Annotated in this window: 25 protein-coding genes; 18 read left to right on the top strand and 7 right to left on the bottom strand. The window is 71.9% G+C overall.

What is annotated here, in order from left to right:
- Positions 1-35 precede the first annotated feature (35 nt).
- Positions 36-1,622, top strand: coding sequence for a hypothetical protein (locus ACIQWX_RS36655; protein ID WP_400881193.1), 1,587 nt, complete (start codon positions 36-38; stop codon positions 1,620-1,622).
- A gap of 302 nt (positions 1,623-1,924) precedes the next feature.
- Here the strand turns inward: ACIQWX_RS36655 and ACIQWX_RS36650 are convergent, their stop codons facing one another.
- The 3 genes from ACIQWX_RS36650 to ACIQWX_RS36640 all read right to left on the bottom strand — a co-directional run bounded on the left by ACIQWX_RS36650 (position 1,925) and on the right by ACIQWX_RS36640 (position 5,416).
- Complete coding sequence (locus tag ACIQWX_RS36650; RefSeq protein ID WP_400881191.1) at positions 1,925-3,418, bottom strand: right-handed parallel beta-helix repeat-containing protein; 1,494 nt, start codon at positions 3,416-3,418, stop codon at positions 1,925-1,927.
- A gap of 149 nt (positions 3,419-3,567) precedes the next feature.
- Positions 3,568-4,713 (bottom strand): phytase, encoded by a 1,146-nt coding sequence (locus ACIQWX_RS36645; protein WP_400881465.1) that lies wholly within the window; start codon positions 4,711-4,713, stop codon positions 3,568-3,570.
- A 106-nt stretch (positions 4,714-4,819) separates the two neighbouring features.
- Positions 4,820-5,416: a TetR family transcriptional regulator gene (locus ACIQWX_RS36640; RefSeq protein ID WP_400881189.1), complete on the bottom strand. Its 597-nt coding sequence runs from the start codon at positions 5,414-5,416 to the stop codon at positions 4,820-4,822.
- 38 nt (positions 5,417-5,454) lie between these two features.
- On the opposite strand from ACIQWX_RS36640, the gene hisF reads away from it, so the two are divergent.
- The 5 genes from hisF (at position 5,455) to ACIQWX_RS36615 (ending at position 8,449) form a co-directional block, all read left to right on the top strand.
- The gene (gene hisF, locus ACIQWX_RS36635; protein ID WP_400881187.1) at positions 5,455-6,228 is read left to right on the top strand and encodes an imidazole glycerol phosphate synthase subunit HisF; all 774 of its coding nucleotides are present in this window, start codon (positions 5,455-5,457) and stop codon (positions 6,226-6,228) included.
- Positions 6,225-6,602, top strand: a complete 378-nt coding sequence (locus ACIQWX_RS36630) for a hypothetical protein (protein ID WP_400881185.1) — start codon at positions 6,225-6,227, stop codon at positions 6,600-6,602. Before hisF ends, ACIQWX_RS36630 begins: the two co-directional genes overlap by 4 nt.
- Positions 6,599-6,961, top strand: coding sequence for a phosphoribosyl-AMP cyclohydrolase (gene hisI, locus ACIQWX_RS36625; RefSeq protein ID WP_400881184.1), 363 nt, complete (start codon positions 6,599-6,601; stop codon positions 6,959-6,961). Before ACIQWX_RS36630 ends, hisI begins: the two co-directional genes overlap by 4 nt.
- Positions 6,958-7,311, top strand: coding sequence for a DUF1304 domain-containing protein (locus ACIQWX_RS36620; protein WP_400881182.1), 354 nt, complete (start codon positions 6,958-6,960; stop codon positions 7,309-7,311). The genes hisI and ACIQWX_RS36620 overlap by 4 nt, the downstream gene beginning before the upstream one ends.
- A 100-nt stretch (positions 7,312-7,411) precedes the next feature.
- On the top strand, positions 7,412-8,449 hold the full coding sequence (locus tag ACIQWX_RS36615; protein ID WP_400881180.1) for a DUF3592 domain-containing protein: 1,038 nt from the start codon (positions 7,412-7,414) through the stop codon (positions 8,447-8,449).
- Here ACIQWX_RS36615 and ACIQWX_RS36610 read toward each other — a convergent pair.
- Together ACIQWX_RS36610 and ACIQWX_RS36605 are read right to left on the bottom strand one after the other, a co-directional pair.
- Positions 8,404-8,598, bottom strand: a complete 195-nt coding sequence (locus ACIQWX_RS36610; protein WP_400881178.1) for a DUF397 domain-containing protein — start codon at positions 8,596-8,598, stop codon at positions 8,404-8,406. The two genes, ACIQWX_RS36615 and ACIQWX_RS36610, sit on opposite strands and share 46 nt — an antisense overlap.
- Positions 8,599-8,611: 13 nt before the next feature.
- Positions 8,612-9,445, bottom strand: coding sequence for a helix-turn-helix domain-containing protein (locus ACIQWX_RS36605; RefSeq protein WP_400881176.1), 834 nt, complete (start codon positions 9,443-9,445; stop codon positions 8,612-8,614).
- A 162-nt stretch (positions 9,446-9,607) separates the two neighbouring features.
- Here ACIQWX_RS36605 and ACIQWX_RS36600 point away from each other — a divergent pair, with 162 nt between their 5' ends.
- The gene (locus ACIQWX_RS36600) at positions 9,608-10,582 is read left to right on the top strand and encodes a DUF3592 domain-containing protein (protein ID WP_400881174.1); all 975 of its coding nucleotides are present in this window, start codon (positions 9,608-9,610) and stop codon (positions 10,580-10,582) included.
- Here the strand turns inward: ACIQWX_RS36600 and ACIQWX_RS36595 are convergent.
- On the bottom strand, positions 10,563-11,210 hold the full coding sequence (locus ACIQWX_RS36595) for a TetR/AcrR family transcriptional regulator (protein WP_400881172.1): 648 nt from the start codon (positions 11,208-11,210) through the stop codon (positions 10,563-10,565). The genes ACIQWX_RS36600 and ACIQWX_RS36595 overlap by 20 nt on opposite strands.
- Positions 11,211-11,264: 54 nt before the next feature.
- On the opposite strand from ACIQWX_RS36595, the gene ACIQWX_RS36590 reads away from it, so the two are divergent.
- From ACIQWX_RS36590 to ACIQWX_RS36560, 7 genes are all read left to right on the top strand, one after another.
- Positions 11,265-12,815: an anthranilate synthase component I gene (locus ACIQWX_RS36590; RefSeq protein WP_400881170.1), complete on the top strand. Its 1,551-nt coding sequence runs from the start codon at positions 11,265-11,267 to the stop codon at positions 12,813-12,815.
- A gap of 25 nt (positions 12,816-12,840) precedes the next feature.
- Positions 12,841-13,368, top strand: coding sequence for a Trp biosynthesis-associated membrane protein (locus tag ACIQWX_RS36585; protein ID WP_400881463.1), 528 nt, complete (start codon positions 12,841-12,843; stop codon positions 13,366-13,368).
- Positions 13,369-13,492: 124 nt separating this feature from the next.
- Complete coding sequence (gene trpC, locus ACIQWX_RS36580; protein ID WP_400881168.1) at positions 13,493-14,302, top strand: indole-3-glycerol phosphate synthase TrpC; 810 nt, start codon at positions 13,493-13,495, stop codon at positions 14,300-14,302.
- A complete protein-coding gene (gene trpB / locus ACIQWX_RS36575) occupies positions 14,281-15,510 on the top strand; it encodes a tryptophan synthase subunit beta (RefSeq protein WP_400881462.1) in 1,230 nt (409 codons plus the stop codon). The genes trpC and trpB overlap by 22 nt, the downstream gene beginning before the upstream one ends.
- Positions 15,507-16,298 (top strand): tryptophan synthase subunit alpha, encoded by a 792-nt coding sequence (trpA, locus tag ACIQWX_RS36570; RefSeq protein WP_400881166.1) that lies wholly within the window; start codon positions 15,507-15,509, stop codon positions 16,296-16,298. The genes trpB and trpA overlap by 4 nt, the downstream gene beginning before the upstream one ends.
- Before the next feature lie 34 nt (positions 16,299-16,332).
- Positions 16,333-16,710 (top strand): MerR family transcriptional regulator, encoded by a 378-nt coding sequence (locus tag ACIQWX_RS36565; protein ID WP_400881164.1) that lies wholly within the window; start codon positions 16,333-16,335, stop codon positions 16,708-16,710.
- 97 nt (positions 16,711-16,807) lie between these two features.
- Complete coding sequence (locus ACIQWX_RS36560; RefSeq protein ID WP_400881162.1) at positions 16,808-17,335, top strand: Uma2 family endonuclease; 528 nt, start codon at positions 16,808-16,810, stop codon at positions 17,333-17,335.
- Positions 17,336-17,357: 22 nt separating this feature from the next.
- Here ACIQWX_RS36560 and ACIQWX_RS36555 read toward each other — a convergent pair whose 3' ends face one another.
- The gene (locus ACIQWX_RS36555) at positions 17,358-18,716 is read right to left on the bottom strand and encodes a glutamine synthetase (RefSeq protein WP_400881160.1); all 1,359 of its coding nucleotides are present in this window, start codon (positions 18,714-18,716) and stop codon (positions 17,358-17,360) included.
- Between the two features lie 49 nt (positions 18,717-18,765).
- Here ACIQWX_RS36555 and ACIQWX_RS36550 point away from each other — a divergent pair, with 49 nt between their 5' ends.
- Genes ACIQWX_RS36550 through lgt form a run of 4 tightly spaced genes read left to right on the top strand, consistent with a single transcriptional unit; the run spans position 18,766 to position 23,593 of the window.
- Positions 18,766-20,193, top strand: coding sequence for an APC family permease (locus ACIQWX_RS36550; RefSeq protein WP_400881158.1), 1,428 nt, complete (start codon positions 18,766-18,768; stop codon positions 20,191-20,193).
- Positions 20,190-21,314, top strand: a complete 1,125-nt coding sequence (locus tag ACIQWX_RS36545; protein ID WP_400881156.1) for an amidohydrolase family protein — start codon at positions 20,190-20,192, stop codon at positions 21,312-21,314. Before ACIQWX_RS36550 ends, ACIQWX_RS36545 begins: the two co-directional genes overlap by 4 nt.
- Entirely contained in the window at positions 21,311-22,480 is a 1,170-nt protein-coding gene (locus ACIQWX_RS36540; RefSeq protein ID WP_400881154.1) for a M20 family metallopeptidase, read from the top strand. The genes ACIQWX_RS36545 and ACIQWX_RS36540 overlap by 4 nt, the downstream gene beginning before the upstream one ends.
- An 18-nt stretch (positions 22,481-22,498) precedes the next feature.
- Positions 22,499-23,593, top strand: a complete 1,095-nt coding sequence (lgt, locus tag ACIQWX_RS36535; protein ID WP_400881152.1) for a prolipoprotein diacylglyceryl transferase — start codon at positions 22,499-22,501, stop codon at positions 23,591-23,593.
- The last annotated feature ends 73 nt before the right edge of the window (positions 23,594-23,666 follow it).

Genomic DNA, 23,666 nt, shown 5'->3' with positions numbered 1-23,666 from the left:
GGGATCCGGGAGGAACCGGCCCGGGAGGAGGGACGATGACGAGGGGGAAGGTGACGGCGAGCCTGGCCGTCGTGGCGGTGCTGGTGGCGGCTTTCGCGATCGGCCCGTTCGCGCTGGTCACGGGCGCGGTCTGGGGTCTGGTGGCGGGGTGCCGCGGGTACACGCGGCGGTTCGCGGGCGCCGGTTCGGGGCTGCGCTACCACCTGGCCGCGTTCGGGGTGCTGTACCTCGTGCCGGTCGGCGTGGCCGCGACGGCGTACCTGGGGCTGTCGGCGTACCTGCAGTGGTTCGCGGACACGTCGGACACCGGGTGGCTCATCTCCCTGCAACGGTTCTTCGAAACGGTGTCGCGGTTCTTTTCCGAGCACCTGAAGCTGAGCGAGTTCTCGGTGTTCGCGGTGCTGATCGGCGTGTACCTCCTGACGTGCCTGCTGCTCGCCCGCCGCGAAGACGGCCGGCGCGGGCGGATGGCGGCGGGCCTGGGCCGGACGGCCGACTTCTACACGAAGTACAGCGGGCCCGCGGCCGCCGGGCTCGCCACGCTGGCGTCGGTGTCGCTGTTCGGCATGCAGCTCGGCGTGCCGGCCACCGACCTGCAGGTGAAGTTCAAGGTCGCCCAGCAGGGCTACGCGGACGTGACCCGGAAGATCCAGCAGGACGTGACCCAGCGGGTGGCGGGGCAGCTGTACGGCAAGGTCGAAGCGGCCATGCCGCGGGCGTACCGGGACGCGCTCGCCGTGCGGCGCGGGGAACTGCCGGGGCTGGTCGACGCGGCGCGGAGCCAGGCCGAGACCGCCAGGGTGGGCTACGACGTGGTGGTGCCCGCGGTGGACGACGCCGTCCGCGCCGAAACGCTGCGCGGGGCGCAGGTCGAGGCGCTCCCGGCCGAGGTGCGGGTCGACGGCGCGCGGCCGGCCGAGGTGCCGTCCGGAGTCACCCCGGAACAGGTGGCGGCCGCCGACGCGGTCGTCGGCGCGCGGGGCGCCGAGCCGGGGATCGACCTCGTGTCGGACAGCCGCAAGAAAGTGACCCTGCAACTGGAAAAGGTCGGCAGCGAGCGGATCGTGGCGCTGACGAAGCCGGTGACGGACGCGGTCCCGATCCTGGAACCGCTGGTGCAGGCGTTCGCCGAGGCGGCCGACAAGACCCTGCAGGAGCGACTGGGCCGGCTCTACGACCGGCTGGTCCAGATCGCCCTGCGCACGCCGGCGGACTTCGGCCCGGCCGCCGACCGCGAGGCGGCGCGCCTGGTCGACACGATCGACGTCAGCCGCCCGGTGGCGGCCGCGGCACCCCGTGCGGAGGAAGCGGCCCGCGTGTTCCAGGCATCGGCGTCGGCCCTGCGGGCGGCGCCGGGGCAGCTCGACCGGAAGGTGACGGAGGCGATCGAGGCCAGGAGCCGGGCGGTGCCGCTCGACTCGACGGGCCGGCTCCCGCTGCTCGAGCCGCTGCGCTTGCCCCCGCCCGAGTACTACCGGCTGCCGTCGTACGACGCCTGGCGCTACGGCTACGGCTCACGCGGCTACACCCCACCGGAGCGGTTCTCGGTGCCCCCGGAGATCGCGCGGGTGCCGCGCATCCCGCCACCGCGGGTGAGCGTGCCGCGGGTGTTCTTCTGGTGACAGGACGGCTCGTGCGGCACCCGCGGCGGGTTCGCGGACAGGAACTCGCGCAGGGTCGGGAGTCGGCCGGCGCGGGCTGCGGCGGGTTTCGCGGACAGGAGCTCGCGCAGGGGCGGGAGCCGGCCGGCGCGGGCTGCGGCGGGTTCGTGCGGGTGCAGCCGGTCCGGGGGAGAACTCGCTCATGCGCACTTCGGTGCGCCCCGGCGCGAGCGGAGCTTCTGCCGGCGCGAGCGGGCCTTCCGGTCGGTAAGGGCGCAGGGCACCCTGCAGCCCCCGCCGAGCCGTCCCCTCGGCTCGGCGGATCAGCAGTTCGGCGTCACCCCGTCGAAGCTGGCGCAGTCGTCCTGGTTCCAGGGCTCGTTCTGCCACTGCTCCGGCGTCAAGCTGCGCGAAGTGTCACCCGCCACGAACACCCACGGGCCGAAGTAGTCGTTGCTGTACCAGTAGTTGTCCTGGTCGTGGGTGATCGCGTCCTGGACGAGCGTGCCGCGGTACGGGGACCACGACGGGTACGTGCCGTAGTTGCTCAGCACCGCCATCCGGCCGCACATGCCGTTGCAGCCCGGCCGGGCGGGGTCGAAGCGGAACGTGTTCGAGTGGATCTCCACCCGCTGGGTCTTCCAGCGGCAGTCGCCGTACAGCGGCTCGTCCTCGATGGCCGGCGCCGAACACCGGGTGCGGTCGGCGACCAGCTTGGTGCAGCTCTGGGTCGACGTGTTCGCCGGGCTGTTGCAGAAGCGGTCGGCGTTCTCCCACAGCGTGATCGCGGACCAGTTGTCCTCGAACGTGTTGCCGTAGATGTCGAGGACGTCGGTGCGGGCCGGGACACGGGGGTCGCCGCCGGACTCCGAGAGGTACACCGCCGCCGACGGGAAGTTGTCGCCGCGGGACGCGCGGCGGCTGCCGGCCACCACGTTGTTGCGGCGGATCGCGTTGTGGCGGATCACGGCGTTGTAGCTGATCTCGTAGAAGATCGCTTCGGCGTCGTTGTCCTCGATGACGTTGTCCTCGATCAGGAAATCGTTGTCGTTCGTGTCGGCCCAGAGCCCGGCGCCGTGGTTGTGGTGGATCCAGTTGCCGCGGACGTCGGCGCCGTCGACCGCCCAGAATTTGATTCCGCCGCTGCAGCCGCAGCCGGGGGAGTGCGTTTCCCAGTCGTCGACGTTGTTGCCGGAGATTTCGTTGCCCTCGACGAGCAAGCCGGTGATCGCGTTGTCGGGGCGGTAGGCGTTCATGCCGTACTGCCCGTTGTCGCGCAGGCAGTTGCCGCGCACTTCCTGGCGGGCGCCGGCCATCAGCGCGGCGCCGCGGTTGTACTGGATCGTGTTGTTCTCGATCACCCAGTGCGCGCCGGAGTCGTGGTTGACCACGCCCTGGTCCTGCGGGGCGACGAAGTTCTGGATGGTCAGGCCGCGGATCACGACGTCCTTGGCCTGCTGCGTGAAGGCGGCGCGGTTGACCGAACGGCCGTCGAGCACGGCGCCGGGCGCGCCGAGGTAGACGTCGCCGTCCTTCGGGATGACCTGGCCGAACTGGTCCGGGGCCAGCAGGTGCGTGCCCGGTGGCAGCCAGAAGGTGGTCCCCGGCGGCGAGGTCAGCGTTTTCACCGACAGGTCGCCCTCGACGCCCGCGTCGACGACCACGGCGCCGGCCGGTGGCTGCGGGTTCAGGGCGGGCTGGTGGTCGCAGACGGCGGCGGTCGCGGTGGGTGTGGCGGCCGGCGCGGCGGCCGGGAAAACGGGGGAGGCGAATGCGGCGACGAGCACGACGGCGAGCGCGGAATGGAGGCGCGGCATGCCGTGGAACCTACGCGAGATCGATGCCGGGAATACCGCCATCAGTGGACTATTTCGGCTGTTTGTGAAAGCGCCGGTCACGGTTAATCAATCACCGTGACCGGCGCGCCGGACAAATGCGGGACAATGGTGTGTCGGTAGAATTCCCCCTAGCGGGGGAGGACGTCCTCCAGTCGCACGAACGCGAATCCCGTGGTCGCGAGGTCGCCGGCGGCCGGGCGGCGCTCGCCGTCGTGGACCACCAGGAGGCCGTGCGGGAACCGCTTCCCGAGGTACGCGGTGCTGATCGCCGAGCCGTCGGAGTGCTCCACCGAGTCCGTGCCGCGACCCGCGACGATCCGCAGGTCACGCGTGCGCGGGCCGTAGACCACGAACCGCGAGTCGCCCTGGCTGGAGGCGAACAGCGTCCCGTGCGCGACGGCCAGGCCCTCGGCGTCGGCGGTCAGCCACCTGCCGCCGAAGCCGGGGTCGGCGCCGTCCGGCACGCACTCCTCGGCGGCCGCGTCCCACCGCTGCGGGACGCCGTACGAGCGCACGCGGTCGACGAGCTCGGGCCGGCCGAAGCCGCGGGTCGTGAGCGGGATCCGCCAGATCCCGACGTCCTCCTGCGCGGTGTAGAGCACCCGCCCGTCGAGGACCGAGCCCTCCAGCTGCGGGCCTTCGCCGGGTTCTTCGCAGGGCGACCACGTCGTGCCGTCCGGCAGGCGGAAGGAGGAGGGCAGGTCGACGGTGGCCAGCGGCGAGGTGCCGACGAAGCCGCCGGGCAGGTCGACGAGCTTCAGCAGCGCGACGCGCGTCTCGTGGCGCCGGGTCACCGCCACCCAGCGGGTCCCGGTGACCGGGTCGCGGCCCGCGGCCAGGCCGTAGGCGGTGCGCTGTTCGTCCACATCGGACTCCGGGAACACGCGCGCGGCGGCGGGGTCGGTGACGTCCCGCAGGACGTCCGCGCCGGCGGCGGCGCCCCGCGGGTCGATCCGGTAGACGCGGACGCGGTCCCGCCCCCGGTCGCTGACGACGGCGAGGTCCCCGACGACGTCGACGTTGTTGAACCGCCCGCCCTCGCCGGCCGGGACGAGCTGCAGGGTCCGCGCGTCGAGGTCGAACGCGGCGAGGCCGCCTTCCTTGAGCGTCCCGAGCACGACGCTGCGGGCGGGGTCGTGGGGGTGCACCCAGATGGCGGGGTCGTCGGCGTCGGCGGGTTCGGCGAAGGCCTGGGTCTGCGCGACGGGCGAGGGATCCCGAGGAGCGGCGGAGGCGGGGACGGCGGTCACCAGCGAGAGGGCGGCGACGGCCACCGGGAGGAGTCTGCGCACGCGGGGCAAAGTAGACGAATCGGGTGGCCGGAACGTGAACGAGCCCGGAACGCGAACGAGCGCTGTGGCGCCGCCCCCGGTCTCCAGTTTACCCGGGGGGACCGACACTTTCGCGGCCCTCGAGGTAGTACTGCGCCACCGGGGCCAGCAGCGCCACGATCTCCTCGTCGTCCGCCTCGGCCAACGGCGGCAGCTTGATCACGTACCGCAGCAACGCCACCCCCATCATCTGCGCCGCGATGCCCGTCACCCGGATCCGGGGCACCTCCAGGGCCCGGGCCACCTCGGCCAGGACCGTGCGCTCGATGAACTGGCGCATCATCAGCGCCACCTGCTCGTTCGTCGCCGCCGCTCGGAGCATTGCGATGAACGGGGTCCGGCCCGCTGGCGAAGCCCACACCGACAGGAACGCCCGCACCAGCCGCTCGCCGACGCTCGAACGGGGGCCGCTCAGGATCGCCGGGACCAACGTCGCCGGGTTCACCGGCAGGTTCATCGCCGCCGCGAACAGCGCCTGCTTGCTGCCGAAAAAATGGTGCAGCAGGGCCGCGTTCACGCCCGCGTCGGCGGCGATCCCGCGGACCGTCGCGCCGTCGTAGCCCAGCTCGGCGAACCGGTGGCGGGCCGCGTCGAGGATCTTCTCGCGCGTCTCCGTCTGTCCGGGCCGCCGCCCCGCCCGTGCCATCGTCCGAGCTTAGAACGCCCATGACTACGCTGGTGGGCATGTCTGTCGCGGTGCGGGTGATCCCCTGTCTCGACGTCGACGCGGGCCGGGTCGTGAAGGGTGTCAACTTCGCCGGCCTCCGCGACGCCGGCGACCCCGTCGAGCTGGCCCGGCGCTACGACGCCGAGGGGGCCGACGAGCTGACGTTCCTCGACGTCACGGCCTCCTCCGGCGACCGCGACACCACCTACGACGTCGTCCGCCGCACCGCCGAGCAGGTCTTCATCCCGCTCACCGTCGGGGGCGGCGTGCGCAGCAACGACGACGTCAACCGGCTCCTGCGCACCGGCGCCGACAAGGTGAGCATCAACACCGCCGCCATCGCCCGGCCCGAGTTCCTTCACGAGGCCTCGCGCCGGTTCGGCGCCCAGTGCATCGTCCTGTCGGTCGACGCGCGCCGCGTGCCCGAGGGCGGCGAGCCGACCGCGTCCGGCTTCGAGGTCACCACGCACGGCGGGCGCCGCGGCACCGGCATCGACGCCGTCGAGTGGGCCGCCCGCGGCGAGGAGCTGGGCGTCGGCGAGATCCTGCTCAACTCCATGGACGCCGACGGCACCAAGAACGGCTTCGACCTCGAGCTCATCGAGCTCGTCCGCAAGGCCGTGCGCGTCCCGGTGATCGCCAGCGGGGGAGCGGGCGCGGTCGAGCACTTCCTGCCCGCCGTGAAAACGGGCGCGGACGCGGTGCTCGCGGCCAGCGTGTTCCACTTCGGACAGCTGAAGATCGGCGACGTCAAGGACGCGCTGCGCGAAGGCGGGGTCGAGGTCCGGTGAAGTCCTGGCAGGCACCCGCCGAGGTGAAGGTCACCGCCGCGCTGCTGGTCGGGCTGCCGGTCGCGTGGGCGCTGCTCGACCTGATCCCGGTGCTGAGCGCCGGCTCGGGCCTCGAGATCTACCGGATGCCCGCGCTCGCGCTCATCCTCGGCGGCGTGGTGACGACGGGTCTCGTGCTGAAGATGGGCAGCGCCCGCATCGGCGGCCTGGTCGTCTCCGTGGTGTTCGCGCTGCTGCACGCGTTCCTCCTGCTCGGCGCCGCGCTCTGGTGGAACAAGCTGTTCTCCGGCCTCTCCTTCGCGGGCTACGGCTACGCGTTCGTCCTGTTGAATTCGATGCCGCTCAAGCGGCACATCCTGGGAGTACGGGCATGACCCTGGACGCGGCCGTTTCGGCGCGCATCAAGCGCAACGCCGACGGCCTGATCGCCGCGGTCGTCGTCGAGCACGCCACTTCGGACGTGCTGATGATGGCCTGGATGAACGACGACGCCCTCGCGGCGACCCTGGCCACCCGCCGCGGCACGTACTGGTCGCGCAGCCGGGGCAAGCTGTGGGTCAAGGGCGAGACGTCCGGCCACTACCAGCACGTCCGCGAGGTGCGGATCGACTGCGACGGCGATACGGTCCTGCTGCGCGTCGACCAGACCGGCCCGGCCTGTCACACCGGCACGCACACCTGTTTCGACACCGAGGAGCGCCTGCTCCTGGCCGACGAGAAAGAGCTCGCGTGACGATCGTCGCCGACGTGCTGATCGGGCTGGTCGCCCTGATCCACGTCTACATCGTGGTCCTGGAGATGTTCCTCTGGACGACGCCGCGCGCCCGCGCGGCCTTCGGCACCACGAAGGAGTTCGCGCAGGAGAGCAAGACCCTCGCCGCGAACCAGGGGCTGTACAACGGCTTCCTCGCGCTGGCGCTCGTCTGGGGCCTGGTCGCCGGCCAGTTCCAGCTCCAGCTGTACGGCCTGGTGTGCGTGATCATCGCCGGGCTCTACGGCGCGGCGACGGCCAGCAAGCGGATCCTCTTCGTCCAGGCGCTGCCGGCCGCGCTGGCCCTGGTCGCGTTGCTGATCGCCCGCTGACCCTGCCCCCTTGCACGCGCGGCGAGGCCGCCGGGTTGCCCCGGTGTGCGGTATCGCCGGAATGTCCCTTACCTGCGATTTCGCCCCCTAGGCTGCGCGCATGGACCTGGACGGTGAAGCTGTCGCCCGCCCCACCACAGCGTCGCGGACGGCGTGGGACTGGGCGGTCATCGGCTGCGCGTTGCTCTTCGTGGGCTTCGCGACCGGCGCGCTGATCTCGCTCGGCAACGGCACGGACGCGCTCCCGGCCTGGTCCGCGGCGACGATCGGTTCGGTGATGCTGGGGGTCCTGGGCGTGGTCCGGATCCTGGACGGCGACCGCCGGGCCGCGGCGCGGTCGGACTTCGATCCCTGGCTGCCCCCGGAGGAGCCGCTCGGCGGCGGGCGCGTGGTCGACTTCGCGGAGGAGACCGCGCGGCTGCGCCGCTCGGCCCGGCGGGCGGCGGTGTTCGCGGCGGTCTGGTGCGCGGTGATGGCTTTCTTCGTGGTCATCGGTGCGGCCGGCGGAAGCCGGGAAACGGGCACCAGCGCCACTGGTGAAGTCGTCGGCGTCGTGCAGCCGAACGGCGGCTCCGGCCCGCGGCTGGTCCGCGTGAAGATCCCCGTCGACGGCACGACCCGCACGGTGGACGTCGCCGTGGACGACGTCGGCGGCTACTCGGCCGGCCAGGTCGTGACGGTGGCCTACGACCCGCCCGGCCTGGGAAACGTGCGTCTCGCCGACGAGCACACCTCCAGCGGCCCGGCCCCCGTGGGGTTCATCGTCGTGGTGCTCGTGCTGCTCGCCTTCGTGGCCTCGATCGCGATGTTCGAGGCGTTGAGCTGGCGACGGCGGTACCTCGCGGTCCGGCAGGCCGGCTGGCGCCGGGCCGCCGTCACGGTGGTGGTCCCCGCTCCTTCGACGAACCACTACCTCCTGCCGGACATCAACGTCCGCTATTCCGACGGCTCGACGATCGTCCTGCGCGCGGCCATGTCCACCTTCCACGGCGCGGCGAAGATGAAGGACCCGCCGGAGCGCATCGCCTGGGTCGGCGGCTGGGGACGCGACATGGTGGTGCTGTTCCCGTACCGGCCGAAGGAGGAAAGGCCCTACGCGGTCCCGGCGTTCGCGCTGTCCGAGCGCGAGAACGGGTGAGCCAGGAGGGATTGCCAAGCCCGCGCGGAGACGGTCAGCTGACCCGCCCGCCGGGCCTTGGTGTCCCGCACCCCCACGACCGGCCCCAGCGCCACCTCCACACAGCTGTAGTTCTCGCCACTGTGGGATGACTTCCGCCATTCGGCCATGTGGTCGCCTCCGCTAGTGCGCAGCCTCCTCGAGCAGATCCCGGGAGGCGGCTTCGCTCAGTGCCCGCTCACCGAGCATCTTAGCAACCCGCTGGTGGGCAACGGTTTGCGTGCCTTCGTGGAGGAATGCGCTCGACTGCACGTGTTCCACGAAGGTGATCGGTGGCGTGTCGGCGAAATCGTAGATCTCGAACGGGCCCAGCAACCCTGCGTGGTAGCCGTTCCCGGCCGGCACGATCCGCACCGAAATGTTGTTCCGCCGCCCCATCGCGAGCAGGTGATCCACCTGGTCGGACATGATGTCCGCCCCGCCGATGGGCTCCTGGAGGGCTCGCTCGCCGATCAGGGCACTCAGCCGGACCGGTTCGGGCCGCGCGAGCACCTCCTGCCGCTTGAGCCGGATGCGCAGGCGCTTGTCCGCCTCCTCGACCGGGACCGAAGAGGCGTTCATGATCGCCCGGATGTAATCGGGGGTCTGCAGCAGCCCGGGAATGAGCAACGGTGACCAGGTGGTGATCGTCGTCGCCGTGCCCTCGAAGGTCAGCAATGCCGTGAGCGCGTGGGAAATGTCGGCGTTGCTGGATGCGAGCCAATTGGGTTCCCGCGCGTGCCGCGCGAGAGTCCGGATGCGATCCCGTTTCTCCCCCGTGACCCCGAGCAGCGCGAGAATCGCCGACACGTCCTCGACGCTCGGCAGGCGCTGCCCCTTCTCCCACAACGACAGCACCTGCGGCAGCACCCCCAACCTGTCCGCGAGCCGCCGAAGGCCGACTTTGCGTGCTTCGCGTTCTTCACGAAGTGCGGCGGCGAGCGTTCTCGCCGCCGGGCTCGAAGACGTTGGTTTCACGAACAAAGCATACGAATCGCGTCGATTCCCCGAATGTGCGAACGGTGTCAGCGAATGGTGACGCCTGCTCACTTGCACGCCGGGGAAGGCCGCCGGGTTGCCTCGTTGTCGTATGCCGTTTCTCGCAGCGCCCACACAGGTCAGCAGCCCTACGATCACCTTATGCGGGTGTTCTGGGTGGTCGTCACGGTCGTCTTTTCGCTCCTCGCCGCGCTCGCCGTCGTGGGCACGGCCCTCTCGCTCTTCGGGAACGACGACGAACTCGTGGCCAGTGCGGTCATCCTGGCCGGATCCCTCGCATTCGCCGCCGTCGGCTGGTACCGGCTGCGGGTCCTGGGCCGGCGCGCGCTCGCCGCCGCCCGGGACTTCGGCCGGTGGCTGCCCGCGGCGGGTCCCGGCGACGGTGACCACCCGGCACTGATCGCCCGCCTGCGCCGGGCTTCCCGCCGCGCGACGGGCTTCGCCGTGGGCTGGGCGGTGGTGTTCGCGGCCGGGGCCACCGTCGTCACCCTGGTCGGCTCGGCCGCCGACGACCTGCTCGCCACCGGCGTCCGCGAGCCCGGTGAGGTGGTCCGCCTGTTCGACCCGGTGAAGGGCGCCGCGCACATCTGGGTGCGCCACGGCGACCGGACCGACGAGATCGTCTGGGACTCCGGCCGCGACTACCACGTCGGCGACGAGGTGACCGTCGTCTACGACCCGGCCGACCCGGCGCGCGTGCGCACCACCGACGAGAAGAACGAAGACCGGGTGGAGCTCGGCTTCGGCGTGGTCCCGATGCTGGCCGCGCTGTTCGGCCTGCCGTTCTCGATCGCGGCGGCGGCCGGCTGGCGGCGCCGGCTCCGGGCGGTCACGCGCACGGGGTGGCGGCGGGCCGGCGTGAGCGTCGCGCCGGAACTCGCCCACGGCGTCACCCGCGGGAAAGCCGTGGTGCTGCACGCGGGGTTCCGCGACGGGACGGCGATCGCGCTCCGCCGTTCCGCGGCGATCCGCGCCCTGCCGGGGATGCCCGCCTGGGAGAACCGGCAGGGCTGGGTCGGCGGCTGGGGCGGGTCGATGGTCGTGGCGTTCGAGGACGGCCCGGCCGTGCTGCCCGCCTACGCGATCCGCGAGCGGGTCAGCCGATCTCGCCCGTGAGGTAGCGCTGCAGGTTCGGCGCCACCGCGCGCACCAGGACCTCGACCTCCTCGGTGGCGAACGGCTCGAACTTGGCCACGTACCGGATCATGCCCATGCCGACCATCTGGGACGCGCAGAGCGTCATGCGCAGCGACACGTCGTCCGAGCCGATCGAGGAGATCAGCGCGGTGAAGAACTTCTGGAAGAAGTCGCGCAGCACGTGCCCGGCCTGCTCGTGGCCGGTGACGCTGCGGATGAGCGCCACGAACACCCCGCCGCCGGCGCTGTCCCAGCGGGTGATGAAGGTGCGGACGATGCGTTCGCCGAGCTCGTCGTCGGGGCCGTCGCGCAGGATCTTCAACAGTTCCAGGGGGTCGAACGGCAGCTTGAGCACCGCTTGGGCGAACAGACCCTCCTTGCCGCCGAACCAGTGGTTGACCATCGCCGCGTCGACCCCCGCGCGGGTGGCGATCGCGCGGACGGTCGCGCCGTCGTAGCCGTTCTCGGCGAACACGGCCCGGGCGGCCTCGATCAGCGCCGTGCGGGTGTCCTGGCCGGCGGGCCGCCGCCCGCGGCGGCGCGAAGTAGGCTCGGTGGTGCTCACGCCTTCATCATGACGCACGCCCCCACTGAATTCAACACTCATTGAATTGAGGGGTCCAGGAGATCCCCCAACCGGGGGTGCAGCACAATGAGGGTCATGGTCAGCGCATCCACCGGCCCCGGCTCGGTCAGCCCGTCCCGCGAAGACTTCCGCGCCCTCGCCGAAAGCCGCCGCGTGATCCCGGTCGTGCGCCGGGTCCTCGCCGACGGCGAGACGCCGATCGGCGTCTACCGCAAGCTCGCCGCCGACCGGCCGGGCACGTTCCTCTTCGAATCGGCCGAGAACGGCGCCTCCTGGACGCGCTGGTCGTTCATCGGCGTCCGCAGCCCGGCCGCGCTGACCGTCCGCGCCGGCGAAGCGGTCTGGACCGGCACCCCGCCGGTCGGCCTGCCCACCGAGGGCAACCCGCTCGACGTCCTGCGCGAAACGATCGAAGCGTTGCACACCGAGCCCCTGCCCGGATTGCCGCCGCTGACCGGCGGCATGGTCGGCTACATCGGCTACGACTCCGTGCGCTGGCTGGAAAGGCTGCCCGAGCTGGCCGAGCGCGACCTCGACATCCCCGAGCTGACCATGCTGCTGGCCACCGACCTCGCGGCGTTCGACCACCACGAGGGCACGGTCACGCTCATCGCGAACGCCGTCAACTGGGACGACTCGCCCGAGCGCGTGGACGCGGCCTACGACGACGCCGTCGCCCGGCTGAGCGCGATGACCGAGCAGCTGCAGGTGGCCGCGCCGGCCACCGTCGCGGCGTTCGACCGGCCCGCGCCGGAGTTCGTCCGCAAGCGGTCCAAGGAGGACTTCCACGCGGCCGTCGAGAAGGCCGTCGAGGCGATCAAGGCCGGCGAAGCGTTCCAGATCGTGCCGTCGCAACGCTTTGAGATCCCGACCGCGGCCGACGCGCTCGACATCTACCGCGTGCTGCGGACGTCCAACCCGAGCCCGTACATGTACCTGCTGCGGCTCGAAGGCTTCGACATCGTCGGCTCCAGCCCCGAATCGCTCGTCACGGTGCGGGACGGCCGCGCGACCACGCACCCGATCGCGGGCACGCGCTGGCGCGGCGCCGACCCGGAGGAGGACGCCCAGCTGGCCAAGGACCTCCTGGCCGACGAGAAGGAGCGCGCCGAGCACCTGATGCTCGTCGACCTCGGGCGCAACGACCTCGGCAAGGTCTGCAAGCCGGGCAGCGTGCGCGTCGTCGACTTCTTCCAGATCGAGCGCTACAGCCACGTCATGCACATCGTGTCGACCGTCACCGGCGAGCTGGCCGAGGGCAAGACGGCGTTCGACGCGGTCACCGCGTGCTTCCCGGCCGGGACGCTCTCGGGCGCGCCGAAGGTCCGCGCGATGCAGCTGATCGAGGAGCTGGAGCCGGTCCGCCGCGCGCTGTACGGCGGGGTCGTCGGGTACCTCGACTTCGCCGGCGACGCCGACACGGCGATCGCGATCCGCACCGCGCTGGTCAAGGACGGGATCGCGCACGTCCAGGCCGGCGGCGGGGTGGTCGCCGACTCGGTGCCGGACTACGAGGACACCGAGTCGCTGAACAAGGCCCGGACCGTGCTTTCGGCCGTCGCCGCCGCGCAGACGATGGTGGCGGCGGGCGCGCTCGACCCGGCCGCGGACTCCGCGCATGTCTGAGCAGCCTTCGCGCCGTCCACTGTGGATGATCGTGGCCGGGCTCCTGCTCGGCGCGCTGGCGCTGTGGGGCGCGTCACGGCTGACGTGGTTCGCCGAGTTCCGCGACGGCGGCGTGCGCGGCACGGTGCTCTACCGCGAGACCGGCGAACAGCGCGCGACGGCGCTCGTGCCGCTGGCCCTGCTGTCGCTGGCCGGCGTGGCCGGGGTGATCGCGACCGGCGGCTGGGCGCGGCGCGTGCTGGGCGTCGTGCTGGCGCTGGCCGGCGTCGCCGCGGTCTGGGCCGGCGTGGCCGGGGTCAGGTTCTCGGGCTGGGCCGACGGCCTGCCCGTCACCCAGATGCTGCTGGGGCGCGGCCTGGCCGTGGTCGGGGGAATTCTCGTCGCGGCCGGCGGGTTGGCAGCCGTCAAGGGCGCGGCGAAGACGGCGCGGCTGGGCACCAAGTACGCGGCGCCGGCCACGCGGAAGAAGGCGCGGGATCCGGACGCCGAGCTGTGGGAAGCGCTGTCGGAAGGGGAGGACCCGACCGACGTCCGGGGGAGGCATTCGGAGTAACGCGCGCACCCGGAACCGGGCGCTCCAGATGCGGGGGTTAGCATCGTTTCGGCGGGAAGGGGAAGGTTTTTGTGAGCGACCTTGCGAAGGAAACCGTGAGCGCGTACCAGGGCGGGGGCGCCCGGTGACCGTGCTCGAAGACATCGTCGCCGGTGTGCGTGAAGACCTCGCGGCACGCGAGGCCGTGCTGCCGTTCGACGAGCTGAAGATCCGCGCGGCGGCCGCCCCGGCGCCCCGCGACGTGATGTCCGCGCTGCGCGAGTCCGGCATCGGCGTCATCGCCGAGGTCAAGCGGCGCAGCCCCTCCAAGGGCGACCTGGCCGACATCCCCGACCCGGCCGCGCTGGCGAAGGACTACGAAGACGGCGGCGCGCGCGTCATCAGCGTGCTCACCGAACAGCGCCGCTTCGGCGGTTCGCTGGCCGACCTCGACGCGGTCCGCGCGGCGGTCGACGTCCCGATCCTGCGCAAGGACTTCGTCGTCAGCCCCTACCAGGTGCACGAGGCCCGCCTGCACGGCGCCGACATGGTGCTGCTGATCGTCGCCGCGCTGGAGCAGAACGCGCTCGTCGCGCTGCTCGACCGCGTCGAGTCCCTGGGCATGACCGCGCTGGTGGAGATCCACAACGCCGAGGAGGCCGACAAGGCCCTCGAGGCGGGCGCCAAGGTCATCGGCGTCAACGCGCGCAACCTGCACACCCTCGAGGTGGACCGGGACGTCTTCTCGCGGCTGGCCCCCGGCCTGCCGATGGACGTCTACAAGGTCGCCGAATCGGGTGTCCGCGGCCCGGGCGACCTGATGTCCTACGCGGGCCACGGCGCCGACGCCGTGCTGGTCGGCGAGGGGCTCGTCGCTTCCGGCGACCCGAAGGGCGCCCTGGTCAAGCTGGTCACCGCCGGATCGCACCCCGCCTGCCCGAGGCCGTCCCGGTGACCGAACAGCACGACAAGCACGACCCGGACGAGCGCGGCTACTACGGCCCGTACGGCGGGCGGTTCATGCCGGAGGCGCTGATCGGCGTCGTCGACGAGGTCGCCACCGAGTACGACAAGGCCCGTCACGACCCGGAGTTCCTGAACGAGTTCAACCGCCTGCTGCGCGAGTACGCCGGCCGTCCGTCGCTGCTCACCGAGGCCAAGCGCTTCGGCGAGCACGCCGGCGGCGCGCGGGTGTTCCTCAAGCGCGAGGACCTGAACCACACCGGCTCCCACAAGATCAACAACGTGCTGGGCCAGGCGCTGCTCACCAAGCGGATGGGCAAGAAGCGCGTGATCGCCGAGACCGGCGCGGGCCAGCACGGCGTCGCGACGGCGACGGCGTGCGCGCTGCTCGACCTCGACTGCGTCGTCTACATGGGCGAGGTCGACACCGAGCGCCAGGCGCTGAACGTGGCCCGCATGCGGCTGCTCGGCGCCGAGGTCATCCCGGTCAAGACCGGGTCGCGGACGCTGAAGGACGCGATCAACGAGGCGCTGCGCGACTGGGTCACCAACTCCGACACCACGCACTACCTGTTCGGCACGGCCGCCGGGCCGGCGCCGTTCCCGGCGATGGTGCGCAACTTCCACCACGTCATCGGCACCGAGGCCCGTGAGCAGATCCTCGAGCAGGCCGGGCGCCTGCCCGACGTCGTCGCGGCGTGCGTCGGCGGCGGGTCGAACGCGATCGGCATCTTCTCGGGCTTCTACGACGACCCGTCGGTGCGGCTGGTCGGCCTGGAGCCGGGCGGCGAGGGCATCGAGGGCAACCGCCACGGCGCCACGCTGACCAAGGGCACGCCGGGCAACCTGCACGGCGCGATGACGTACCTGCTGCAGGACGAGGACGGCCAGACGGTCGAGTCGCACTCGATCTCGGCCGGGCTGGACTACCCGGGCGTCGGCCCGGAGCACGCGTGGCTGAAGGACACCGGCCGCGCCGAGTACCGGCCGGTCACCGACGCCGAGGCGATGGACGCGTTCAAGCTGCTGTCGCGCACCGAGGGCATCATCCCGGCGATCGAGTCGGCGCACGCGCTGGCCGGCGCGCTGGTGCTGGGCCGCGAGCTGGGTCCTGAAGGACTGATCGTGGTGAATCTCTCGGGTCGCGGCGACAAGGACATGGACACGGCGGCGAAGTGGTTCGGGTTGGTGGACAAGTGAGCGGGCTCGACGATCTCTTCGCGACCACGCGCGCGGAGGGCCGCGGCGCGCTGATCGGCTACCTCCCGGCCGGCTTCCCCACGGTCGACGGCTCGAAGGACCTGATCGCGGCCTGCGTCGACGGCGGCGCGGACCTGATCGAGGTCGGCGTCCCGTACTCGGACCCGGTGATGGACGGCCCGACGATCCAGGCGGCGTCCGTGACGGCGCTGGACAACGGCTTCCGGTTGAAGAACCTGTTCGAGGTGGTCGAGTCGGTGTCGGCCCGTGGCGGCCGCGCGGTCGTGATGACGTACTGGAACCCGGTGAACCGCTACGGCGTGGACCGCTTCGCGCGCGACCTCGCTTCGGCGGGCGGGCTCGGCTTGATCACGCCGGACCTGATCCCGGACGAAGCCGGTGCGTGGATGGCGGCTTCCTCTGAGCATGGTTTGGACCGGATCTTCCTGGTGGCGCCTTCGTCGTCGGAGGAGCGGTTGGCTCGCACGGTTTCGGCTTCTTCGGGGTTCGTGTACGCGACCGCGGTGATGGGCGTGACGGGCGCACGCGACCAGGTCGGCGCGGGAGCCTCGGAACTGGTGCGGCGCACCCGAGCGCACACGTCGCTGCCGATCGGCGTCGGTCTGGGCGTCCGGTCGGGCGACCAGGCGGCCCAGGTGGCGTCGTTCGCGGACGCGGTGATCGTGGGTTCGGCCCTGGTCACGGCGGCGGCAGAGGGTGCGTCGGGGGTCCAGGCGCTGTCGGCGGAACTGGCGGACGGCGTGCGCCGGGCGGTCGCCACCGCTTGACCTGGAGTGCGCTCCAGGTGCCACTCTGGGTGTCGTGACCTCCTACACCCCGGCCCAGGTGACCGAAAAGACCGGTTTCACGATCGACACGCTGCGCTATTACGAGCGCATCGGCTTGCTGCACGAGGTGGGCCGGACCGCCGGTGGACGGCGGTTCTTCACCGAGCAGGACGTGGAGTTCCTGCAGTTGCTGCGGTGCTTGCGGTACACGGGCATGCCGGTGGCGGAGATGCTGCGGTTCGTGGAGCTGCTGCGGTCGGGTGAAGCGACGCGTGAAGAGCGGGTGGACGTGTTGCGGGAGCACGAGGCCCGGGTGGCGTCCCAGATCGCGCGGCTGCAGGAGCACCAGGAGCACATCCAGTTCAAGATCCAGCTGTACAGCGGTGCGGGAGAACTGGCCTCGGCGGGCTAGAGCTGCGCTGTTCTGCCGGTGTGACCCCTTCACCTGATCAAGAACTGTCGGTGGCGGTCCGCATACTCCTCGTGTGATGATCCACAACGCTTTTCCCATGCAGCCGCGACCGGACGGCTGGACGGTTGACGACCTCCTCGCCTTGCCCGAGGAGCAAACCCTCCTCCAGCGGACCGAACTCGTCGACGGCGCACTCCTCGTGAGCCCGTGGCCGGGTCTGGAGCACCAACGGCTGCTGGGGAAGCTCCAATCCGCCTTCGCCGCCGCGATGCCAGCCGGCACCGAGCTGCTTCCCGGCGTGAACGTACGCCTCGGAGCGCAACGGTTGCTGACGCCCGACCTGGTGATCGTCAACTGTCCCGGCTCGGACACCGTCGCCTACGCCGCGAGTGATGTTCTGCTGGCGGCGGAGATCGTGTCGCCGTCGACGAAGATGCAGGACCGGATCCTCAAGCGCGCCCTCTACGCCGAGGCGCTGATCCCGTTCTACCTCCTGGTCGAGCCACGAGAGCCGGTCAGCGCCACGCTCTTCGCCCTCGAAGGCGAAGACTACGAGCCCATCGCCAAGAGCGACAACGGCGAACTCCACCTCACCCGCCCCTTCGAGGCCACCCTCCGCCTCTGAACCCCAGCTCAGGGCCGAAGTCTCAATGCAGGTAGCGCATGACCTCGCACAGCTCGCCGGGCGGCAGTGAGCCCAGCCGTGAGATCTCCCCGCGGCGCACGTCCATCAACGTCGTCGCGAACTCCGCGCCGAACGCCGACGTCAACGCCGGGTCCGCCTCGAACGCCGTCACCGCGTCCGCCAGTGACGTCGGCAGGCGGACCGCCGACGGGAGCGTCCCGGGGTCGACGTCCACCGGCTCCGGTAGCGAAGCCGACGCCGAAAGCCCCGCGAGGCCCGCGAACAGCAGCGCCGCCACCACCAGGTACGGGTTGGCCGTCAGGTCGAAGCACTTGACCTCGAAGTTCGCCGCCCGGTCGCGCTGGCCGGCCGGGCCCTGCACCAGCCGCAGCGGCGCTTCGCGGTTTTCCAAACCCCACACCGAAAACACGCCCGCCCAGTGGTGCGGCTCCAGGCGCAGGTAGCTGACCACCGACGGCGCGCCGATCGCCAGCAACGCCGGCAAGCGCGTGAAGATCCCCGCGCCGAACGCCTCCGCCGTCGGCGTCAGGCCGAACCGGCCGTCGCCGCCGGCGCACAGGTTGCGGTCGCCGTCCCAGAGGCTCAGGTGGACGTGGCCGCCGTTGCCGACGCCGTCCGGCGAGAACTTCGGCGTGAACGACGCCCGCAGCCCGTGCTGCTCGCTCACCATCCGGATCGTCTCGCGCGTCAGCACGGCGACGTCCGCCGCGCGCACCGGGTCGTCCGGTGCCACCGACAGCTCGAACTGCCCGGCCGCGTACTCGGGGTGGATCTGTTCCACCGTCACGCCTTGAGCGGACAAAGTGGACACCAGCGTGCGCAAGTACGACGCCTGCGCGGACAGCCGTGCGAAGCCGTAGGCCGGGCCCGCCGTGGCCGAGCGCGGGTCGTCCGGCGCGTCCGCCGCTGTGATCACCCACTCGATCTCGAACGCCGTCCGCACGTTGTAGCCGAGCGCCGCCACCTGCGCGGCCGCGGTCGCGGCCAGCGCCCGCGCGTCCTGCGGGTGCGGCTCGCCGTCGGTGTCGAACTTGCGGACCGGCGCCCACGCCCAGCCCGGCTGCGCGGCCAGCGGCACGAGCGCGTCGAGGTCCGGGTGCAGCCGCAGGTCGCCGACCGGGCCGCGCGAGTACTTGCCGTCGGTGATGTCGTCGGTGGCCAGGAAGAAGTCGAACGAGTTCGACGCGCCGACGCCCCACGCCGCCGCCGACCACAGCCGGTCCACCGGGACGGCCTTGACGCGCGCGATGCCGCTGTTGTCCACGAAGGTCAGCGCGACGAGCTCGACGCCGGCCGCGCGCAGGGCGTCGGCCCGCAGTGCGCCCTGTTGTGCGAGTTCTGCCCGATCGAGCTGGCTCATTCCGCTCCCGTGGAGGTTCACTGAACACTTCAGGAAAGAGGTGGAGATCGTGTCAGACACCGTCGAAACCCGTCCAGGGCTGCGCCGCTCCCTCTCCGTCTGGCAGGCCGTCGGCCTGTCGGTGGCGTTGATGGCCCCCAGCATGGCCGCCAACATCAACCCCCAGCAGACCGCGGCCGCCGCCGGCCGCGCCGTCCCGCTCGCCTTCCTGCTCTCCGCGGTCGGCGTGCTGCTGGTCGCGTACGGCTTCGTCAAGCTCTGCCAGTACTACCAGCACGCGGGATCGGTGTACGCGTTCGTCGGCGCGACGCTCGGTCCGCGCGCCGGCGTCGTCTCCGGCATCGGGCTCCTCGGCACGTACACGTTCTACGCCGTCGTCACGAGCTCGGCCGCGGGCACGCTCGGCACGGCCTTCCTGACGCAGGTGGGCATCTGGCCGGACCCGCCGTCCTGGGGACCGTTCGTGCTGACGGCGGTGGCGCTGATCGGCGCGTGGCTGCTGTCGGTGGTCCCGGCGCGCCGCGGCACGAGCACGCTGCTCGCCGTCGAAGGCGCGACGATCGCGGTGATCCTGCTGGTCACGGTCGTGATCCTGGTCCGGCTGCTGGCGGGGAACGCGCCCGACCAAGCACGGTTCACGCTGGACGTCTTCGTCCCGGAAACCGGCCTGTCCGGGGTGTTCCTCGGTGCGGTCTTCGGCTTCCTGTCGTTCGCCGGGTTCGAAGCCGCGGCGACGCTCGGCGAGGAGACCCACGACCCGAAGCGCAACATCCCGCGCGCGATCCTCGGCACGGCGATCTTCGGCGGCGTCTACTTCATCGTGGTGACGGCGGTCGAGATGATGGCGTTCGGCACGAACGCGACGGCGTTCCACGATTCGCCGTCCCTGCTGGGTGACCTGGGCAGCCGCTACGCGGGCGCGTGGGTCGGCGACGTGATCAGCGTCGGCGCGGCGATCAGCGCGTTCGGCTGCTGCCTGGCCTGCGTGGTCGGCGGGTCGAGGCTGCTCTACGCACTGGGCCGCGACGCGGGTGGCGCCCTCGGCCGGACGTCCTCGCGCGGAACGCCGGTGGCGGCGGTCAGCGCGGTGACGGCCGCGGCGGCGCTGATCATCCTGGTGTGCGCGCTGTTCTTCGGCGCGACGGCGTCGGACACGTTCGCGTGGAGCGGCTCGATCGGAACGCTGATCCTGCTGGTGATCTACCTGCTGACGACCGTCGGCGCGATCCTGCTGCTGTTCGTCAAGCGCCGGATGCGCGTGCCGGCGTGGCACCTGGTGTTCCCGATCGGCGCGCTGGCCGTGCTCGGGTACACGGTTTACGTCAACGTGGTGCCGTACCCGACCGAGGGCCCGGCGCGCTGGTTCCCGGTGGTGGCGGGCGCGGTGCTGGTGCTGGCGGTGATCTTGGTGCTGTCGGCGCCGGGGTTCGCTCGTAGGGTGGGGGAGAGGCTGACGAGTGTGGACGGAGGCGCATGACCGACCTGCTTCCGTTCGTCGCGGACCTGCCGCTGGTGGACCACCACTGCCACGGCGTCGTCACGCACGGCGTGGCCCGCGCGGACTTCGAGGCGATGCTCACCGAGGCCGACACGACGTCGCCGCTCGGCACGAGCCTCTTCGACTCGCTGATCGGGCTCGCGGTGCGCGCCCGCTGCGCCCCCGTGCTCGGCCTGCCCGCGCACGCAGCCGCCGACAGCTACCTCGAACGCCGCGCCGAGCTGGGCGCGGCCGAGGTGGCGCGGCGGTTCCTGCGTGCCACCGGCACGACCGACTTCCTGCTGGACGGCGGGTTCCTGCCCGACGCGCTGACCACCACCGGCGAGTTCGCCGAGCTGGCCGGCGCCCGCGCGCACGACGTCGTCCGGCTGGAACAGGTCGCCGAGCACGTCGTCCGCGGCAGCACGGCCGAAGGGTTCGCCGCGGCCTTCGCCGACGAGCTGGGGAAACGCGCGGCGACCGCCGTCGGGCTCAAGTCGATCGCGGCCTACCGCGTCGGCCTCGACCTCGAGGGGGAGCAGCCGTCGGCGTCCGAGGTGGCGGCCGCGGCGGAGCGCTGGCTGCGCTCCGGGAACCCCCGGCTGGCCGACGAGGTGTTGCACCGCTTCCTCGTCTTCACCGGGCTGGACCTGGGCCTGCCGGTCCAGTTCCACGTCGGCTACGGCGACTCCGACGTCGACCTGCACCGCTGCGACCCGCTGCGCCTGACCGGGCTGCTGCGCGCGACCCGCGACCTCGGCGTGCCGATCCTGCTGCTGCACAACTACCCGTTCCACCGCAACGCCGCGTATCTGGCGCAGGTCTTCGAGCACGTGTTCGTGGACGTCGGGCTCGCCACCCACAACGCGGGGTTCCGCGCCCCGGCGATCCTGGCCGAGCTGCTGGAGATCGCGCCCTTCGGGAAGGTCCTCTTCTCCACCGACGCGTTCGGCCTGGCCGAGCTGTACCACCTGGGCACGGCCCTGTTCCGGCAGGGACTTTCGGACTTCCTGCGCGCCGGGCTCGACGCCGGCGCGGTGTCCGAAGTGGACGCCGTCCGGCTGTGTGCTTTGGTGGGACACGAGAACGCGAAGAGGATCTACCGCTGGGAGCGTGCGTGAACGACCTGTGGGACGCCTGGACCGGGGCGATCGAGGACGAGCTGCCCGCCGCGATCGAGCTGCGGCACGCGGTGCACGCCGACCCGCGCGGTTCCGGTGACGAGGAGGACACCGCCCGGCTGGTGGCCGGCGCGCTCGGGGCCGGTGACGGCCTCCGCGTCGCCAAGACCGGCCGCGCGATCCTCCTGCCCGGTGGGGAGGGCCCGGCCGTGGCGCTGCGGGCCGAGCTCGACGCGCTCCCGGTGCTGGAGGGCACCGGCGTGCCGTGGGCGTCGGGCAACGAGTTCATGCACGCGTGCGGCCACGACGTCCACCTGGCCGCGCTGGTCGCCGTCTGCCGGGCGGCGCTGCGCGTCGGCGTCCCGCGGCCGATCCTGGCGCTGCTGCAGCCGCGCGAGGAGACGTCGCCGCCCGGCGCGCTCGACATCGTCGAGTCCGGGGTGCTGGCCGAAGCCGGGGTGGACGCGGTGATCGGCGCGCACGTCCAGCCGCGGATCGCGCACGGCGTCGTCGCGGCGGTGCCGGGCCCGGTGAACGCATCCACCGACGAGTTCGAGGTGACGTTGCACGGCCAAGGCGGCCACGCCGGCTACCCGCACCTGCTGCGCGACCCGATCCTGGCGCTGTCGCAGCTGGTCGTGAGCCTGCAGCAGCTCGCGTCGCGGCGGATCGACCCGGTGTTCGGCGCGGTCTGCTCGGTCGGCCGGATCCAGGCCGGCGCCGCGGCCAACGTCGTCCCGAACAGCGCGACGGCGTTCGGCTCGCTGCGCCTGATGCGCGCGAAGGACCGCGACCGGGCGCTGGAGGCTTTGGCGGACATCGTGCACGGCACCGCGCGGGCGCACGGCTGCACGGCCGAACTGGAGATCAGCCCGTGCGAGCCGGTCCTGGACAACGACCCGGCCCTGGCGCTGGGGGCGCAGCGCTGGCTGGGCCACGGCGGCTTCGTCGTCGACGACCAGTTCCGGTCCTTCGGCGCGGACGACTTCGCCCACTACTGCGGCGGCACGACCCGCGGGCTGATGCTCTTCGTCGGCCTCGGCGACACCGCCGGCGTGCCCAGCCTGCACGACGAACGGTTCCTCCCACGCGACCAGGCCGTCGTCCAAGTGGCGCACGCGCTGGTGGCGGGGTACCTGGCCGCCTTGGAGGCCCCGGCGCCTTAGCGCTACGGTGGCCGCGTGATGAGCGCCTACCTCGCGACGATCCCGAGCCCCGACCAGGGAGTCTGGCACCTGGGGCCGATCCCGCTCCGCGCGTACGCCCTGTGCATCATCGCCGGCATCATCGTGGCGATCTGGTGGGGCGAGCGGCGCTGGGCCGCGCGCGGCGGCACCAAGGGCACGGTCATCGACATCGCCGTGTTCGCCGTGCCGTTCGGCCTGGTCGGCGGGCGGTTGTACCACGTCATCACCGACCCCGAGCTGTACTTCACCGAGGGCAAGAACCCCTGGAACGCGTTCGCGATCTGGGACGGCGGCCTCGGCATCTGGGGCGCGATCGCCCTCGGCGCGGTGGGCGCGCTCATCGCGTGCCGCCGCAAGGGCGTCCCGCTGCCGGCGATGGCGGACGCGATCGCCCCGGGCATCGTCGTCGCGCAGGCCATCGGCCGCATCGGCAACTACTTCAACCAGGAGCTCTACGGCGCGCACACGGACCTGCCGTGGGGCCTCGAGGTCTACCAGCGCTTCAACCCGGAGGACCCGGACAACCTGCTGAACGGCGTCGCGACGGGCCACATTCCGCTGCCGGAGAGCCCGGTCCACCCGACGTTCCTGTACGAGCTGATCTGGAACCTGCTGGTCGCGCTGCTGGTGGTGTGGGCGGACCGGCGCTTCAAGCTCGGCCACGGGCGGGCGTTCGCGCTGTACGTCGCGGGCTACACGGTGGGCCGCGGGTGGATCGAGATGATGCGGACGGACACCGCGAACCACATCCTCGGGTTGAGGGTGAACGTGTGGACGTCGATCTTGCTGTTCGTGGGTGCGGTGGTGTACTTCGTGCTGGCCGGGAAGCGGGGGCCGCGGGAGGCGCCCGAGACGCTGGTGAGCAAGGACGCGGTCACACCGGACGAGCCTGCAGCGGCTTCTCCTGCGGAACCTTCGGAGCCTTCGGAGCCTTCGGAATCTTCGGCCGCGGAGGATTCGGCTTCGGAGGCCGAGCCCGCGGTGTCCGGCGAGCCCGAGCACGCGAAGGTGGCGGCCGCCGAGGCGCCGGCTTCGGAGAAGCCGTCCTCGGATGGCGCGGCCGAGGAGCCGAAGAAGACCGACGAGAGCTGACCGCTTTCCCGAAGGCCACCCCCGGCACCGCCGGCTGGTGGCCTTCGTCGTCTCCGGCTCCGCGATGGCCCGG

Source organism: Amycolatopsis sp. NPDC098790, assembly GCF_044759945.1.
Classification (GTDB): domain Bacteria; phylum Actinomycetota; class Actinomycetes; order Mycobacteriales; family Pseudonocardiaceae; genus Amycolatopsis.
The sequence above is the reverse complement of the archived record's forward strand: the minus strand, read 5'-3'. Positions and strand labels throughout refer to the sequence as shown.